The sequence below is a fragment of the Serratia liquefaciens ATCC 27592 genome, assembly GCF_000422085.1.
Classification (GTDB): Bacteria; Pseudomonadota; Gammaproteobacteria; order Enterobacterales; family Enterobacteriaceae; genus Serratia; species Serratia liquefaciens.
This window is the reverse complement of sequence record NC_021741.1, coordinates 4,049,617-4,066,117: the sequence shown is the minus strand read 5'-3', so window position 1 is coordinate 4,066,117 and position 16,501 is coordinate 4,049,617. Positions and strand designations below refer to the sequence as shown.

At 55.5% G+C, this 16,501-nt stretch carries 15 protein-coding genes; 3 read left to right on the top strand and 12 right to left on the bottom strand.

Translation table 11 applies throughout. From position 1 onward, the window contains the following. Positions 1-11 precede the first annotated feature (11 nt). The 5 genes from M495_RS19100 to M495_RS19080 all read right to left on the bottom strand — a co-directional run bounded on the left by M495_RS19100 (position 12) and on the right by M495_RS19080 (position 4,582). Positions 12-1,463, bottom strand: coding sequence for an efflux transporter outer membrane subunit (locus M495_RS19100; protein ID WP_020828319.1), 1,452 nt, complete (start codon positions 1,461-1,463; stop codon positions 12-14). Between the two features lie 24 nt (positions 1,464-1,487). Then, positions 1,488-2,009, bottom strand: a complete 522-nt coding sequence (gene mprA, locus M495_RS19095; RefSeq protein ID WP_020828318.1) for a transcriptional repressor MprA — start codon at positions 2,007-2,009, stop codon at positions 1,488-1,490. A 159-nt stretch (positions 2,010-2,168) separates the two neighbouring features. After that, complete coding sequence (gene ygaH / locus M495_RS19090; RefSeq protein WP_020828317.1) at positions 2,169-2,522, bottom strand: L-valine transporter subunit YgaH; 354 nt, start codon at positions 2,520-2,522, stop codon at positions 2,169-2,171. Beyond that, the gene (locus tag M495_RS19085) at positions 2,512-3,258 is read right to left on the bottom strand and encodes an AzlC family ABC transporter permease (protein ID WP_020828316.1); all 747 of its coding nucleotides are present in this window, start codon (positions 3,256-3,258) and stop codon (positions 2,512-2,514) included. Before M495_RS19085 ends, ygaH begins: the two co-directional genes overlap by 11 nt. A 124-nt stretch (positions 3,259-3,382) precedes the next feature. After that, positions 3,383-4,582 (bottom strand): MFS transporter, encoded by a 1,200-nt coding sequence (locus M495_RS19080; protein WP_020828315.1) that lies wholly within the window; start codon positions 4,580-4,582, stop codon positions 3,383-3,385. 101 nt (positions 4,583-4,683) lie between these two features. Here M495_RS19080 and M495_RS19075 point away from each other — a divergent pair, with 101 nt between their 5' ends. Next, positions 4,684-5,562: a LysR family transcriptional regulator gene (locus M495_RS19075; RefSeq protein ID WP_020828314.1), complete on the top strand. Its 879-nt coding sequence runs from the start codon at positions 4,684-4,686 to the stop codon at positions 5,560-5,562. A gap of 29 nt (positions 5,563-5,591) precedes the next feature. Here the strand turns inward: M495_RS19075 and proX (M495_RS19070) are convergent, their stop codons facing one another. The 6 genes from proX (M495_RS19070) to M495_RS19045 all read right to left on the bottom strand — a co-directional run bounded on the left by proX (M495_RS19070) (position 5,592) and on the right by M495_RS19045 (position 12,719). Then, positions 5,592-6,593 (bottom strand): glycine betaine/L-proline ABC transporter substrate-binding protein ProX, encoded by a 1,002-nt coding sequence (gene proX, locus M495_RS19070; RefSeq protein ID WP_020828313.1) that lies wholly within the window; start codon positions 6,591-6,593, stop codon positions 5,592-5,594. Between the two features lie 50 nt (positions 6,594-6,643). Beyond that, a complete protein-coding gene (gene proX, locus M495_RS19065; RefSeq protein ID WP_020828312.1) occupies positions 6,644-7,639 on the bottom strand; it encodes a glycine betaine/L-proline ABC transporter substrate-binding protein ProX in 996 nt (331 codons plus the stop codon). A gap of 63 nt (positions 7,640-7,702) precedes the next feature. Further along, positions 7,703-8,821: a glycine betaine/L-proline ABC transporter permease ProW gene (gene proW, locus M495_RS19060; RefSeq protein ID WP_020828311.1), complete on the bottom strand. Its 1,119-nt coding sequence runs from the start codon at positions 8,819-8,821 to the stop codon at positions 7,703-7,705. Next, positions 8,814-10,016, bottom strand: a complete 1,203-nt coding sequence (proV, locus tag M495_RS19055; RefSeq protein ID WP_020828310.1) for a glycine betaine/L-proline ABC transporter ATP-binding protein ProV — start codon at positions 10,014-10,016, stop codon at positions 8,814-8,816. Before proV ends, proW begins: the two co-directional genes overlap by 8 nt. Positions 10,017-10,422: 406 nt before the next feature. Beyond that, positions 10,423-11,109: a response regulator gene (locus M495_RS19050; RefSeq protein WP_041415640.1), complete on the bottom strand. Its 687-nt coding sequence runs from the start codon at positions 11,107-11,109 to the stop codon at positions 10,423-10,425. Between the two features lie 11 nt (positions 11,110-11,120). Further along, on the bottom strand, positions 11,121-12,719 hold the full coding sequence (locus tag M495_RS19045) for an ATP-binding protein (protein WP_020828308.1): 1,599 nt from the start codon (positions 12,717-12,719) through the stop codon (positions 11,121-11,123). A 326-nt stretch (positions 12,720-13,045) separates the two neighbouring features. On the opposite strand from M495_RS19045, the gene M495_RS19040 reads away from it, so the two are divergent. Continuing rightward, a complete protein-coding gene (locus tag M495_RS19040) occupies positions 13,046-14,401 on the top strand; it encodes a 2-hydroxycarboxylate transporter family protein (protein WP_020828307.1) in 1,356 nt (451 codons plus the stop codon). Positions 14,402-14,535: 134 nt separating this feature from the next. Then, a complete protein-coding gene (locus tag M495_RS19035) occupies positions 14,536-15,480 on the top strand; it encodes an MBL fold metallo-hydrolase (RefSeq protein WP_020828306.1) in 945 nt (314 codons plus the stop codon). A 5-nt stretch (positions 15,481-15,485) separates the two neighbouring features. On the opposite strand, the gene M495_RS19030 is transcribed toward M495_RS19035, so the two are convergent. Next, positions 15,486-16,379, bottom strand: a complete 894-nt coding sequence (locus M495_RS19030) for a LysR family transcriptional regulator (protein ID WP_041414878.1) — start codon at positions 16,377-16,379, stop codon at positions 15,486-15,488. Between the last annotated feature and the right edge of the window lie 122 nt (positions 16,380-16,501).

The window sequence follows — 16,501 nt, the reverse complement described above, 5'->3', positions numbered from 1 at the left end:
TCTCTATTTTATTATGCTTTTGAACCCGTAGCGGCCGGGGCCTGATAGCCACCGCCCAGCGCACGGATCAGTCCTATCTTCGCCTGCAGCAAATTGCTGCTGGCATTCAGTTCCGCCTGCTGCTGCTGCAAAAGCTGCGTTTGGCTGGTCAACAACTGGTCGCGCCCGATAATCCCTGCCTGGTATCGAGCGTTAGCGACGCGGTACACCTGTTGCATCGATTCGGACGCAGATGCCGCCTGCAGCTGCTGTTGCGCAGTGCTTTGTTGGACGGTGATGGCATCGGCGGTTTCCTGCACGGCATTCAGGATGGTTTGGTTATAGGACTCCACCGCCTGGTCATACAACGCGGACTCCTCACCCAGCTTGCTGCGCAGCGCACCGGCGTGGAAGATCGGCAATGAAATTGCCGGCATCACGTTCCAGGCCTGGCTGGCCGCTTCAAACAGATTCGGGCTGGTCCCACTGGTGTTGGTGGTGGTCAGGCCGGCAAAGGCTGAAATGGTCAGGCTGGGGTAAAATTCTTTACGGGCGGCGCTGACGCGCTGGTTATAGGACTCCACCAACTGGCGCTGTGCGGCGATATCCGGACGTTTGCCCAACAGATCGGCGGTCAGTTCACCTTTTGGCGCCATTAAATTGCTGGCGGGAAGGGCCACCGGGCGCAGGTGCTGCATGGCGTTCGGGCCCTGGCCTGCAAGCGCAGCCAGTTGGTGTCTGAGCTGTTCAATCTGCGATTGCAGTTGCAGGATCTGCTGCTTGGCGCCGTCGGCTTGCGCCTGGGTTTGTTGCGGAACATCAACGCCGGTGATGCCGGCCTTGTATTGCTGTTGGCGCAAGTCCGCCAGGCGTTGGTTGTTGTCCACTTCCTGCTGCAACAGCTTTTCAAGCGCGAAATTGCTCTGCAACTGGTAATAGGCGGAGGCTACCGAACTGGTCAGCGTCAACGCGGCCTGTTCCTGCTCGGCGCGGGCCGCATCGACCTGTGCCTTGGCGGCGTTGACCTGGTTGCGGTATTTGCCCCACCAGTCGAATTCATAGGCCAGGTTCAGCCCCAGCGAGTTGGAGGTTTCGTAGATCGGTTGATGAGGATACCCCAGCCCCAGGTTCACGTTTTGCGGCACTTTCTGGCGATTGCTGCTGGCGTTGAGATCCAGATTCGGCCCGTTGGCGGCACTGGCTTCCCCCATTACGCTTTGTGCTTCGCGTACGCGTGCCGCTGCCTGTCGCAGCGAAGGGGAGCTTTGCAGCGTCTGGGTCATCAGCGCGTCAAGTTGCTGGTCGTTAAGCGCGCGCCACCACTGCGGGCTGACGTTCAACGAGCTGACCTTCGGCTGCGCAAGCTGCAGAGTCTGCGGATCCATCAGGGTGGATTGCGGGGCAATATTATCGGTAGACGCACACCCGGCCAGCAGTAATACGGCGAACAGTGGGGTGAATCTCCAGTTAAATGGGGATCGCATAGTATGTATGTACCTGAACAGAAATTATTGGGATAACTGTTCTGTAACTTCCATCTGGTCCAGGCGCGTCAGCAGCTTACGCGTCAGCTTTTCAAGCTGTTGCTGTTCATCATCGTTCAGCGTGGACCACAGGAAATGCAGACACTTGTGCTGCGGTGGCAGCAATTGATTGAGAAACTCTTCTCCCTGCGGCGTCATGTGCAGGTGCAGGCAGCGACGATCGTTGTCGCTTTCACGGCGTTCAATCCAACCGCGTTTCTCAAGTTCGTCGGCAATGCGCGTGGCATTGGTCCGTGACGAGCCCAGGGCAGAGCTTAGCTCAGAAGGCTGAATGCTGTGGCTTTCCTGCGCATCCAGAGTAATCAGCGCCATAAACAATGTTTCGTTAATCCCTTGTGCTTTCAGCATTTTATTGCGGTTTTCCAGCAGCTTGCTTTGCATGTGCATGCACAGGCGGGTCAGCAGGATTTCCTGGTAAGGGAAATCTTTCTGACGCTTGGCGCGGAAATTAAGCATTTGTTCAATGGGAGCAAACGAGCTTTCCATAATTTTGGGCCTCATTAGTTTCGTCCGAGATAGTAACGATAGTGATTAATAATGTAAATGTTCAGCAGGGTGATTAATTTAGCAATTCGTGTCATTTGTCAGCGGATTGTCAATAAACCCACTTTAAGCAAAAGGGTTAATGCGACGTGCTGCCTAAGATTAAAGGTTACCCTGACTGAAAATCATAAATAACTTTAATGTAATGCCAAAGGATGCCGCGCCAATCAGCGTCGACAAAATGATGCTTTTGGTTCGGTAAAAACACAGGCCCAGCGCGGCGAAACCGACCAGAGTGGGCCACAGTTTGTCCGGTTCACGCATCACTACCGGGGTGCTGGAAACCACCAGCAACGCGCAGATTGAGGCGATGCCGATGCTGTCGAGCAACAGTGCGGTTTTACCGCGTTTGATTCCCGGTTGTGCCCGCGCAGGCGCCAAACGCAAGGGTAAGTAGCGGAACAGATAATTAGCACAGCCGACCACCAGGCCGATCACCAGCACATCAGTGTTCATCAATGGACTCCGTTGCTGTGGGTTGGAACAGGGCTGCGATACAACCGGCGCTGATGCCGGCCAAAATGGCCACTGGGATAGAGAACAGCACTACGCCAAGCAGCGCACCGGCCAGCGCGGCGGCGATGGTCAGGCTTTGCGGACGTTTGAATGCCGCCAGCAGGAAGCTGAGGAACAGCGCCGGCAACATAAAGGATAATGAGGCTTCAATCACCGGGAACTGCTCTAGTGGCCCATTGCCGAACACGGCACCCAGCGCGGTGCCTGCGACCCAAGACAGCCAGGAGCATAGCGAGATGCCGATCATCCAGTTCTCGCTCCAACTGCGGTTATTGCGCATCAATTTAGCGGTGGCCGCGGCGAACACTTCATCAGTCAGGCCAAAGGCCCAGAGCGCAGTTTTGCCAGCCGACATGCGCGAGACGATGCGGTGGCGCAAAGCAGGACCATACAACAGGTGCCGTATATCCATTGCCATCACGGTCAGCGCGGAAACCCACAGTGACATACCGGCGCTTAACAAGGCGGTGATCACGAACTGGCTGGCACCCGCATAGATGATGCAGGAGAAGAAAATGCTCTCTAGCGGGGAGAACCCCAGCTTAACGGCGCTAAGGCCAAACGCAAAAGCCACCGGCACATAGCCGATAACGATCGGTAAACTGTCGACGATGCCGTGGGTGAAGGTGGAACTGACGGCTGGGGGATTGATACTTTCTGCAGCTTGGCTTTGCATAATGTATTTGAATCGCAGGGTATATAGGGAACCAATAGTTTATCCCCAGAACATTACCAGAGAGTAAGTAATGTTTATACCCTGCGCCGCTAATAAATTTCCGCTATGACTATTCGCTTGCTAATCAGATGGCCGCCGGTCCCTGGGGATCATGGCGCTTGCCCAACCACCAGGTGAGCAGGTTAAACAGGCACAAAATGCCCCCTGCTGCAGCGACCCCTGTCCACCCCGCGTGCTGATAGGCTGAGGCAGACAGCAGCGAACCCAGAGCGCCGCCGATAAAATAGCTGGTCATGTAGCCGGCCGTCAGACGATTGCGCGCTTCCGGCATAATGCGATAAATCACGTTCTGGTTGGTAACGTGTACGGCCTGCACGGCCAGATCGAGGATCAGAATGCCGACGATCAGTGCCCACAGCGATTGTTTAGCGAAAGCGATAGGTATCCACGACAGCAGCAGCAGTACCAGGCCTACCGTAGTGGTTAATCCCGCCTTGCCCTGATCCGCCAAATGCCCGGCACGGGAGGCGGCCAACGCTCCGGCGGCCCCCACCAGCCCGAACAGGCCGATGACCCCTTCGGAATAACCAAAAGGCGGGGCCGCCAACAGGAAGGCCATTGAGGTCCAGAGCACGCTGAAGTTGGCAAAGGACAGCGCACCGAGCACTGCACGGGTTCGCAGCAGCGGTGATCCGCAAAACAGGGTGAAAATAGACTTCAGCAACTGAGGGTAATTCAGTCCGGAGTGCTGTTTGTAACGTGGCAGCGCGCGCCACAAGATCAACGCCATCAGGATCATCAGCACGCTTGCCACCCAGTAAATGGTGCGCCAACCGCCGAACGATGCCAGTGCGCCCGCTACGGTACGTGCCAGCAGAATGCCGAGCAGCAGGCCGCTCATAATGATGCCAACGGTTTTTCCGCGTTTTTCCGGGTGTGCCAGCGTAGCGGCCAACGGCACCAAAATTTGCGCCACTACCGAGAACAACCCGGTGAGGGCAGTCCCCAGGATCATCATCGGCAGCGTGGTGGAGCTGGCGGTGATCAGCATGCCTCCGGCGGCCAGCAGCGTCATAAAGACGATCAGCCCACGACGCTCAAACATATCGCCGAGCGGCACCAGCAGCAGCAGGCCTACGGCGTAGCCCATTTGGGCGGCGGTGACGATAAAACCGGCCTGATTGACCGATAGCCCAAAGTTTTGAGCGATGGTTTCCAGCAGTGGCTGCGCGTAGTAGTTACTGGCGACGGCCAAACCGGTGGCGATGGCGATCAGCACAATCAGTGCCGGGCTGAGGCCTGGAGGTGAATTTTGTTGGCTCATTGGTTTCAATCACAAGAAAAAGTGGTGCAAGTATCGGGCAGGACAGCGGGTTAAACCAATGTATAATTTTCATCTGATTAATCTCATTTAGAGATAAATGAATGAACCTGAAACAGATTCGTTTTGCGCTGGCGGTTGCCGAAGAGCAGAGTTTTACCCGGGCGGCGCAGCGCTGTCATACGGTGCAATCGGCGCTCAGCCACCAGATCGCCAAATTGGAAGAGGAGCTGGGCTGTGCATTGTTTGAGCGTACTTCGCGCCGGGTCAGGTTGACCACCGCCGGGCAGGCATTTATTCAACCGGCGCAGCGACTGCTGGCGGCAAAACAGATGCTGGTGGAAGAGGTTGTCGCCGCCAGCGGCACAGTTTCCGGTACCCTGACCATCGGCACAATTTCCACCATAAACGCGATTGATCTGACCGAAAAATTGGGTAACTTTCACCGCCATTATCCCGCAGTGAATATCCGGCTGTACGTGGGCATGAGTGAAGAGCTGTTGGAAGACGTTCGGCAGCAAAAGACCGATGTGGCGTTTGTCGGCCTCTGGCCGGGGGATATCGATATGCTGCCGGTGTCCCATCGGCAACTGACCGACGAGCCACTGGTGGCGTTGGTGTCACCACAACACCCGCTAGCCAGTCGGGAACGAGTGAATTTGCAAACCTTGTCGGAAGTGCCGCTGGTGGACTTTTACAGCGGGACCGGTGCCCGGCGCCAGACCGACCGCGCGTTTCAGGCGGCAGGCATCAAGCGTCACGTCAGTTTTGAGATTGACCATATCGAATGGCTGGAGAATTTGGTACGCCGTGGGTTGGCGACGGGCATTGTGCCGATTTCGACGGCACAGCGCTTGAGCACGCTGGTGTCGATTCCGATAGAAGATGGTCCACGGCGTCAGGTGTACTGCGTTTGGCCACAGCCGCTGCCACGGACCGCCGAGCGTTTTTTACAGTTTAGCGGGATTGAAATCAGCGAATAGGGCGCGACAGGCTGCCGCGCCCAGGGTGATTATTTCTTCGCGGCTTCCGCGGCGGTTTTCACCCAGCCGTCGAAGGTGGCCTGATGCGCCTTGATCCAGCCATTTACATGGTTTTGGATATCGGCTTCGGAGGCCTGGCCTTCATGCATCCGCAGGTTCTGCGCATTCACGTCGGCAATCGGCAGCTTCATGATGGCAAACAGCTTGGCGGCCGCCGGGTTGGCTTCGGCCCACTGCTTGTTGGCGGCGATGCGCATGGTGTTGACCGGGAAACCATAGTTGGCGCCGTTAGGCAGCTTGGTATCGAGGTTTTTCTGCTCGCCCGGCATGGCGGAGAACGGCACCTGCAACCAAACAACGTCGCGGCCCGGCACCAGCACGTCACTCACCCAGTACGGCGTCCAGGTGTAGTACAGCACCGGCTTACCTTCTTTGTAGCGAGTAATGGTATCGGCAATCATCGCCGCGTAGTTGCCCTGGTTGTGCTCGACGGTTTTCTCCAGGCCGTAGGCTTTGATGTGATGGTTAATGGCCGCCTCGCAGCCCCAGCCTGGCGTACAGCCGGTCAGGTCGGCCTTGCCGTCGCCATTGGTATCGAACAGCTTGGCAATATTGGGATCTTTCAACTGTTCAACGTTGGTGATGTGGTATTTATCGGCGGTTTTCTTGTCGATCAGATACCCCTGGGCCGCCCCGTTGACGTAAACCCCTTCACGGTAAAACTTGGCGTCGCCGCCTGCAGCCTTGTATTGATCGGCGTGCAGCGGATCCCAGTTTACCGCCAGGAAGGTCGCGTCGCCGGAGGCGATGGAGGTGTAGGCGACGTTGTAGTCCACTTCTCGGGTGTCTTTAACGTCATAGCCCAGCTTTTCCAGCGCCTTGCTGACCAGCAGCGTCTGGAAGGTCTCTTCTGAAATGGTGCTTTGCACCGGCTGAACGGTGACGCCTTTACCGGGCAAGTCGGCGGCGGAAACCGCCTGTGAGCTAATCAGTGTGGTAAGGGCAACCGCCCAGATTCCTGTAGTGCGCATAGTGAAATACCTTTTTATGTTATGAAGCCGGGATTTCCGGCACCCTGGGATTATTTCGCTGCTGCCGCAGCCGTAGTGATCCAACCGTCAAAAGTGGCCTGATGCGCTTTGATCCAGCCGTCTACGTGACGTTGTATGTCGGCGGCGCTGTTCTCGCCTTTGTGCATGCGCAGGTTCTGCGCGTTCACGTCCGCCAACGGCAGTTTCATGATGGCGAACAGTTTGGCGGCGGCCGGGTTAGCCTCGGCCCATTGCTTGTTGGCGACGATATGTTCGTTGTTGACGGAAAAACCGTAATTTTTGCCGTTCGGCAAGGCGGTATCGTTATCTTTCAACGAACCTGGGCTGGCGGAGAACGGCACGGTTAACCAAACCACATCACGACCCGGTGCCAGCTCGTCGCTCACCCAGTACGGCGTCCAGGTGAAATACAGCACTGGTTTACCCTGTTTGTAGCGAGTCAGGGTGTCGGCGATGATGGCGGAGTAATTGCCCTGGTTTTGAGTGACGGTGTCGCTCAGGCCATAGGCTTTGATATGGGTGTTAATGACGTTGCCGCACACCCAGCCCGGTTCGCAGCCGGCCAGATCGGCCTTGCCGTCGCCGTCGGCATCGAACAACTTCGCCAGCTTGGGATCTTTTAACTGGGAGATATCGCTGATGTGGTATTGATCGGCGGTTTTCTTGTCGATCAAATAACCCTGGGCCGCGTTGGTGATATAGGCTCCCTGACGATAGAATTTCTTGTCGCCGCCGGCGCTTTGGTACATGTCGGTTTGCAGCGGATCCCAGTTCACCGCCATGTAGGTGGCGTCGCCGGAAGCGATAGAGGTGTAGGCGATATTGTATTCCACCTCGTCGGTAGGCTGGACGTCATAGCCCAGCTTGACCAGGGCGCGGTTGACCAATTCGGTCTGGAAGCTTTCTTCGGCGAGGGTGCTTTGCAACGGTTTTACCGTGACGCCTTTGCCGGGTAATTCGACGGCGAACGCCTGTGTGCTTAGCAATGAAGTCAGGGCCAGAGCCCAAATTCCTGTCGAGCGCATAGTGGTTCCTTCGTTTTTATAAATGCTGTCGGTGCCCCCGACGTTTGGCCGGGGGCAGGGCGATTAAGGCTTTTTGATGAAGGGCCGGGTGACTAACCCGATCGGGCCGTGAGCATACCAACGGCCGATGCCTTTGCTGCGGCGATCGCGCCCCAGCGATTGGGTGAGGCGGTCGAGAATAATCGCCAGGATCACGATACCGACCCCGCCAACGGCGGCCAGCCCCATATCCAGACGACCGATACCGCGCAATACCATCTGGCCCAGGCCGCCAACGGCGATCATCGAGGCGATAACCACCATCGACAGCGCCAACATCAGCGTTTGGTTTACGCCGGCCATAATGGTTGGCATTGCCAGTGGCAGTTGCACTTTAAACAGCAGTTGGCGCGGGCTGGCACCAAAGGATTCGGCGGCTTCGATCAGATCCTCAGGCACTTGGTTAATGCCCAGAATGGTCAGTCGCACGATCGGCGGCAGCGCAAAGATAATGGTCACCACCACCCCCGGCACGTTACCGATACCGAACAGCATGACGATCGGCACCAGATAGACGAAGGCCGGCGTGGTCTGCATGGCGTCGAGCAGTGGCCGGATCACCTTGCCGGCATGTTTGCTGCGCGCCAGCCAAATGCCGAGCGGCAGACCGATGACGATACAGAAGAACAGGGCGGTCAGGACCAGCGCCAGGGTCACCATGGCTTGTGACCAGGCGCCAATCGCGCCAATGGCAATCAGCGAGACCAGCGTCGCAGCCCCCATACCAAGGCTGGAGAGCTGCCAGGCAATCAGCGAGAACAGCAAAATGGCGATCGGGGCAGGCATGCCGAGCAGCAACTGCTGAAAGCCGCTGAGAATAAAATCGACCGGTACGCGAATGCCCTGAAACAGCGGGCGAAAGTGCAGCACCAGCCAGTCGATGCCGTGGGTCACCCAGGAGTCAAACGGCACCCAGGTTTTGTGGAACGGATCCAGCAGGCTGAAATGTTCCTGTTGGACCGGTGCGCTGTTAAGCCAGTCGGCACCCTGAGCGGCCTGATTGGCGGCGTCATGGGTTTCTGGTGGCGGTGCGCTGGACCAGGCATCGCCAGCGGGCGCTGTCGAGGTTGCGGCGTCAGTCGCCGGTGCGGTGCTGGGGTCGGCAGGCGCAGTCGCCCATGGATCCTGTGTAGTGTCACTCATTCGCTGGGCCCTCTTTATCTAAGGCCTGCAACAGCATGGCCTTGGAAATAATTCCGATATAGTTATTTTCTTCGCAGACCACGGGGACCGCACAGGGCGCCAGGGCAACCAATGAAATCAGTTCGCTCAGCGGCATGTCGGCCGGGACCGGGGCAGGGGCTTCCAGCAGGGCGTCATCCAACGTCTGGTTGGCCGCCAGCGCCTGCTTGAGTGAATCTACCGACACCACGCCGATAAATTTCTTGCCGCGTTCAATAACATAACCATAATCGCGGTCTTCATCGCGCAGCAGCTGTAGTGCTGAACGCGGACCAAAACCGGGGGTTTTGCGAATAAGGGCGACAGGACGACGCTGGGCGATATCCTTGGCGCTGAAAACGTGGCTGATATCGACGCCACGGAAGAAGGTGCGGACATAATCGTTGGCCGGATTATTTAATATTTCCTCCGGCGTACCGACCTGAATAACCTCTCCGCCTTGCATAATGGCAATACGATCGCCAATACGCATTGCCTCATCCAAATCATGGGAAATAAAGACGATGGTGCGCTGATGCTGGGCCTGTAATTTGACCAGCTCATCTTGCATCTCGGTACGGATTAATGGATCCAGCGCCGAGAAGGCTTCATCCATCAATAATATGTCCGGATTATTCGCCATGGCACGGGCTAATCCCACGCGCTGACGCATCCCGCCGGAAAGTTCATCGGGATAAGAATAGGCATAATTCTCCAGCCCGACCTGACGTAATGCTTCCAGGGCTTTTTCCTGGCGCTCCTGCGGTGGAATGCCGGCCAATTCCATACCGAACGCGGTGTTATTCAATACATTCATATGCGGCATTAAAGCGAATGATTGAAACACCATGCTGATCTTATTACGGCGTACGGCGCGCAGTGCGCTGTCGGATATTTTAGATATATCCTCGCCATCAATCAGCACCTGACCGCGGGTGGGTTCTATCAGACGATTGAGAAGGCGTACCAGGGTAGATTTTCCAGAACCGGAAAGCCCCATGATGACAAATATCTCGCCTTCTTCAATGGCCAGAGAGGCGTCTTTTACGCCCAGTGATAATCCGGTTTTTTCAAGCAATTGGTCTTTTGTCAGGCCTTTTTCAATCAGTTTGAAAGCGCGATCCGGATGTTCGCCAAATATCTTATACAGGTTCTTTACTTCGAGTTTAATTGCCATGCAATTTGCTGTTTCCTCTGATGAATTATCAAACGATAAAAATTTCCCAATAGAAAATAATAGTCCCCTATACCCTAACACAGTGAATATCTGAGACAACCCTCAATGTCCGATGAATGGGATATTGACGATTTACATCAAGTTTTCGATTAGTTATGGTAATGAGGTGAGTGCTCAATTATCAGTGGCTGATATTTCCGATAAACGGTTGGTTTTAAGTAAGAATAATCCGCTCTGATTATTGCTGTTATTTGCCTGCCCAAGCCTGTTTTCGGACAATAAAAAACCCGACCAGAGGCCGGGTAAAAGTCATCAGTATTTCATCAATTTTCAACGACAGGTGCCGATATCGAGGGGATATCGCCGAAGTTATATTACCCCTTAAATATGACAGCCAGATGGCAGCTTATGCCTTGCGATACAGACGCCGCGGATGACCAATATTGCCGTACATCATTTCGACGCGCACAAACTGGGTGGCGACGCAGTATTCCAGATAACGTCGGGCCGTGGTTTTGCTGATCCCGACCTGTTCGACCACGTCTTCTACCGCATGCGCGGCTTCCGGTTGCTTGATAAACAGCGCCTGCACCAGCTCCAGCGTGTTGGTTTCTATGCCTTTGGCGCTGGGTTCGCTGGAGAACTGCTTGGATTGCAGGTTATACAGCGCGTCGACGTTGCTTTGGTCGATTACCTTGAAGGTGCGCTGGGTTTGCACAAACTGCATAAAGCGCTCCAGTGAGTTGCGCAGCCGCTTGTAGGAGACCGGCTTAATGATGTAATCGAAGGCACCATTGCGGATCGCCTGGCTGCAGGTATTCATGTCGCTGGCGGCGGTAATAAAAATCACTGAACAGCCGGGGTTTTTCACCGCCGCCTCTTCCATCAGTTCAATGCCCTGGCCGTCGGGCAAAAAATTGTCCAGCAGGATCAGCCGTGGCTGGTGGGCATTGACTTTGACTCTGGCCTCGGCCAGCGTGGCAGCATAGGCCACCACCCGCAGAGCAAAGTTCTGCTCAATAAATTCCGCGTGCAGCGTCGCCAGCTGTGGCTCATCTTCCACGATCAAAACGTCCAGTGCTTCTGGTTGCATCATTCGGGTGCTCAAGATTGTTTAGGGATAAACAAAGAAAAAATAGCGCCGTGCGGATCGTTGTCCGACACTTCTATGCTGCCGTGCGCCTGCGCCACGTGGCTGGCAACCAGGTGCAGGCCGATGCCGTGGTCACCCTTGTCATCTTTGGTGGTGACGCCCTGTTCGAACAGCGTATCGCGCACCTCAGGGGCAATACCGGTGCCGCGATCGGCCACTTCAATCACCAGTTCATTGCTGCTGTCGCTGATATAAAGTTCTACCGCCTCATAGGGCGCGCCGTAATGCAGCGTAGCGTCTACCGCATTATCCAGCAAATTGCCGATGATCGACATCAATTCGGTTTCATTCAATGCCGCCGGGATCTGCCGCAGCTGGCAGGCCGGGTCGAAGCGAAGCTCCACGCCTTTTTCCTTCGCGCTGGAGTATTTGCCCAGCAGCAGGCCGCATAATGCCGCCGAACTGAAACGCTGTGAGATAAAGTCGAGGATCTCCTGCGCACCTTCAGATTGCGCCTCCACATAGCGGATGGCCTCGTCGTAGCGTTGCATATGCAGCAGGCCGGCGAGGGTGGCGGTCCAGTTCAGCTGTTCGTGGCGCATGATGCGCAGGTTGTCAGCATAGCGCTTCACCTGGCTAAGCTGGCTGCTCAGGGTGTTGATGTCGTTTTTGTCGCGGAAGCTGATCACCCAGCCCTGCAGCTCTTCTTCCTGCATGATGCGTACCCGGCTGGCGATAACCCGGACATGGTTGAAACGACAGACCTCGTCATGGGTGTCATGCCCTAACTGTGAGGCGCCGAAGAAATCCGGCTGGGATTGGATCACCTCACCGATTTCTCTGCCCATCAGGGCGGCGGCGGGCTGACGCAAATCCAGCAGTTCACGGGCCGCGTGGTTAATGGTGATGATCCGCAACTGAGGATCGACGGCAATCACCCCTTCATAGATTGCTTCCAGCAACGCTTTCTGTTGACGTACCAACAGGGCAATTTCTTTCGGTTCCAGCCAGAACATTTGGCGTTTTAAATTCTTCGATAACAGCCACGAAAATACGAACAGCGCGATTAATAAAAGCACTATCGACCCAAGAATTTGCGTCAGAGTTCTGGAATTTAAATTGTCGATATGTGATTTGAGATAACCCACCGAAACAATGCCGATGACGTTATTATTTTCGTCCAAAATGGGCGCTTTACTGCGCAATGAAATGCCGATGCCGCCTTTGCGAATGGAAATAATGCTTTTGCCTTCGAGAACCTCTTTATTATCGCCGCCGACCATCGGCGTGCCGATACGGTTGGCATATTCAGAGTGATAAAGATGCCGGGTTTGCTTATCGCCGATAACGATATAGCTGGCATCGCTGCTGGCGCGAATTTTCTTCATTAGCGCTGCAATTTTAACCGGGTCTTTTTTTTCCACTGCGGTGATCAGGGAAGGGATCAGGGCAATCTCTCGGGCCTGCACCTGCGCTCGTGCACCGAGGTCGCGGTGCAGTTGCGCATCGAGCTGGTAGTAGGTGTAAGCACCAATAAACGTCAACAGCAGGCAGGAGAAGGCAACCAGGCACAGGAATAGCTTGATTTGAAATGAGAGTTTTATACGCATGACCGGGGTTCGCCCTGATAAATCCTGAAGGCTTACCCTATCATGAGTGGCCGTTAATGTAATATTGCGCCGGATCAACTTGTGATCGCAGCCACGGGATTATTCTTGTCGGGGTGGTTAATGCAGCAGCTGCAATAAAACTGATAATTCTTAAAGTAAAAATAACGTTAACACCATTAAAACCACAGCAGATTTTACATAATCCTAATTAACACCATAGAAACCATAACCACCATTAAAAACCCTTTTTAACTTTGAACAAAATCACAGCAGATAATCCGTGCGTTTCTCTATGATGGCTGAACAAACTAATAAGAGGCCAGATTATGAGCACAACAGATGATTCTTTCCTCGCCGCCAAAGACAAAACCGCTGAAATACCGCTGCGGGAGAAATGGTGGCATATACTGGACAATTACAAAGTAGGAATTATTCCGTTGCCGTTCTTTGTTCTGGCCGGCGTACTTATTTTATTGGATTGCCTGGAAGGGAAATTACCGAGCGATATCGTGGTCATGGTTGCCACATTGGCGTTCTTTGGTTTTGCCTGCGGCGAGTTTGGCAAACGCCTGCCGCTGATCGGCAAAATGGGGGCCGCGGCGATCTGCGCCACCTTTATTCCTTCTGCGTTGGTGCATTACGGCTTGCTGCCGGACGTGGTGGTGGAATCGACCACCAAATTCTATAAATCGACCAATATTCTGTACCTCTACATCTGCTGCATTATCGTTGGCAGCATTATGAGCATGAACCGTCAGGTGCTGATCCAGGGCTTTCTGCGCATTTTCGCGCCGATGCTGTGCGGTGAGATTGTCGGCATGCTGGTAGGAATGGCGGTGGGCATGGCGCTGGGGCTGGAGCCGTTCCAAATCTTCTTCTTCCTGATTTTGCCGATCATGGCCGGTGGCGTCGGTGAAGGCGCGATCCCGTTGTCGATGGGGTATGCGGCGATTCTGCATATGGAGCAGGGGGTAGCCTTGGGGCGCATTCTGCCTATCGTCATGCTTGGCAGCCTGACCGCCATTGTTCTGGCCGGCTTGCTTAACCAACTGGGTAAACGTTACCCGCACCTGACCGGCGAAGGCAGCCTGATGCCAAGCAAGCAGGGCGAAAGCGAGATGAGCGCGGTGGAAAAAATCAGCGGTAAGGTGGATGTCAGCACCATTGCCTGCGGTGCGCTGCTGGCCATCCTGCTGTACATGGTAGGGATGTTGCTGCACCGCATGATTGGCCTGCCGGCACCGGTTGGCATGCTGTTCGCCGCGGTGGCGGTGAAGCTGGCACATGGCGTGTCCCCACGCATTCAGGAAGGTTCGCAGGTGGTCTATAAATTCTTCCGTACTGCGGTCACCTACCCGATTCTGTTTGCCGTCGGCGTAGCGATCACTCCGTGGCAGGAACTGGTTAACGCCTTCACCTTCCAAAATCTGGTGGTGATCGTCAGCACCGTGTCTGCACTGGTGGCGACTGGCTTCTTCGTCGGCAAGAAAATTGGCATGCACCCGATCGATGTGGCGATTGTCTCCTGCTGCCAGAGTGGGCAGGGTGGCACTGGCGATGTTGCCATCCTCACCGCCGGCAACCGTATGTCGCTGATGCCTTTTGCGCAGATAGCTACCCGTATCGGCGGCGCGATCAATGTCTCGCTCTCTTTGCTGGTACTGGCCAAATTCTTCGTATAACTCAAAAAAATCCTTAGTGTTTCTTTGCCTTTCCCCGCCCCCGCGGGGATTTTTTTATTCATTTTTTGCCTCCGGCAGGCGTCATTTCCGCTTTGGGTTAATACTTAGCGCTCAAATGACAACAAGGAGTCACCATGTTCTGGAAACGTTACCTGCTGGGGGCGGCGCTGGCCGTTATGTCGCTGCAAACCCTGGCCGCCGCGCCGCAGGTGAAAACCCCCGCGCCGGGTTTTTATCGCATCATGCTGGGCAGCTATGAAGTCACAGCCTTGTCTGATGGCGTACTCCGCTTGCCGGTTGACAGACTGCTGCTGAACAGTTCGCCAAAGCTGATAGAGACCGCTCTGGCCGAGCACCATCAGGGCCTGCCGGTCGTCACCTCTGTTAATGCTTACCTGATCAATACCGGCAGCAAGCTGATCCTGGTTGATACCGGTGCGGGTTCGCTGCTGGGGGACGGGTTGGGCAAACTGGTCGTAAACCTCAAGGCTGCCGGTTATCAGCCACAGCAGGTGGATGAAATTTACCTGACGCATATGCACCCGGATCATCTCGGCGGTTTGACGCAAAACGGTAAAGCTGCTTTTCCAAATGCAGTGGTGCGTGCCGGGCAGCAGGATGCGGATTTTTGGCTTAGCGAGAGTCGGTTGAAACAGGCGCCGCCGAAGGAGAAAGCCTCGTTCGAGAATGTTATCGCCGCGCTCAAGCCTTATCAGGCCGCCGGACATTTTAAAACGTTCAGTAATGATGGTGAGCTGTCGCCGGGGATCAGTGCGTTTGCCGCCCATGGTCATACGCCAGGCCACAGCATCTATCTGGTGGAAAGCCAGGGTAAAAAATTGTTGCTGCTGGGGGATTTGATCCACGTGGCGGCGGTGCAGTTCGCCCATCCGCGTGTCGCGATAAGCTTTGATAAAGATGCCAAAGCGGCAGTAGCCCAGCGGCTGCGGGTGTTTAGTGATAGCGCTCAACGCAGTGTGCTGGTGGGCGGACCGCATCTGTCATTCCCCGGGTTGGGTTACCTGAATAAACAGGGGGAAGGTTACGACTGGGTGCCGCTGGAATATGGCGCCATGTAAGGCGTTTATCGGTTACGGGCGGCGAACACTTTGCTGAACCAGTCGATGAAGACCCGAACCCGCGGTGAAAGTTGGCGGTTGCGCGGGTAGAGCAAGGAGACCGGCATCGGAGTGGAGGGGAATTGCGGCAGCAGGGGCAGCAAGCTGCCGTTATCCAGGCTGTCGCGCAGGTGATAACGCGGCACCTGAATGATCCCCAGCCCCATGCGTGCCGCAGCAACCAGGCTTTCCGCCGCGCTGACCGACACCGTGCAAGGCAATGTCACCTGCCGCGTCTGGCCAGCCACAGTAAATTCCAGCGGCATCAGGGTGCCGCTGGCCGTGGAACGGAAGCCCACCATGCGGTGGCCTTCAAGTTCGCTGATGGAATGCGGCGTGCCAAAACGTTGCAGGTAGTCCGGGGCGGCGCAGGTGACCTCTTCAAACTCGCCTAACCGACGCGCCACCATATCGCTGTCTTTCAGTTTGCCGACCCGCACCACGCAGTCGATACCTTCCCGCACCGGATCTACCAGCCGATCGCCCTCGCTCATAAAAAGTTCGATATCCGGATATTGCGTCAAAAAGTCGGGAAGTTCCGGCAGCAAAAAGTGCCGTGCCAACGTGCCGTGCACGTCGATGCGCAGCAGCCCACGCGGTTTGGCACCGGCAAACGCCATCTCGGCATCTTCGATATCCGCCAGAATGGTCAGGCAGCGTTGATAGTAAGCTTCGCCATCCAGGGTTGGACTGACGTGACGGGTGGTGCGTTGCAACAACCGCACCTGCAGCCGAGCTTCCAGTTGCTTGATGGCATCGGTCACCGTCGATCGCGGCAGGTTCAGATCCTGTGCGGCCTGGGTAAAGCTGCGTTGTTCCACCACGCGGGTAAACAAGCGCATGGCATCGATTCTGTCCATGGTTATTGTTCGCTAAATTCGGATAGTGATAACGAAGAGTAGGGGATTATTCGCCAAGGCGAAAGGTGCATGATGTTGTCACGCCGGTAAGTCGCCGGCGCATAGCCGACGAGGATAGAGAG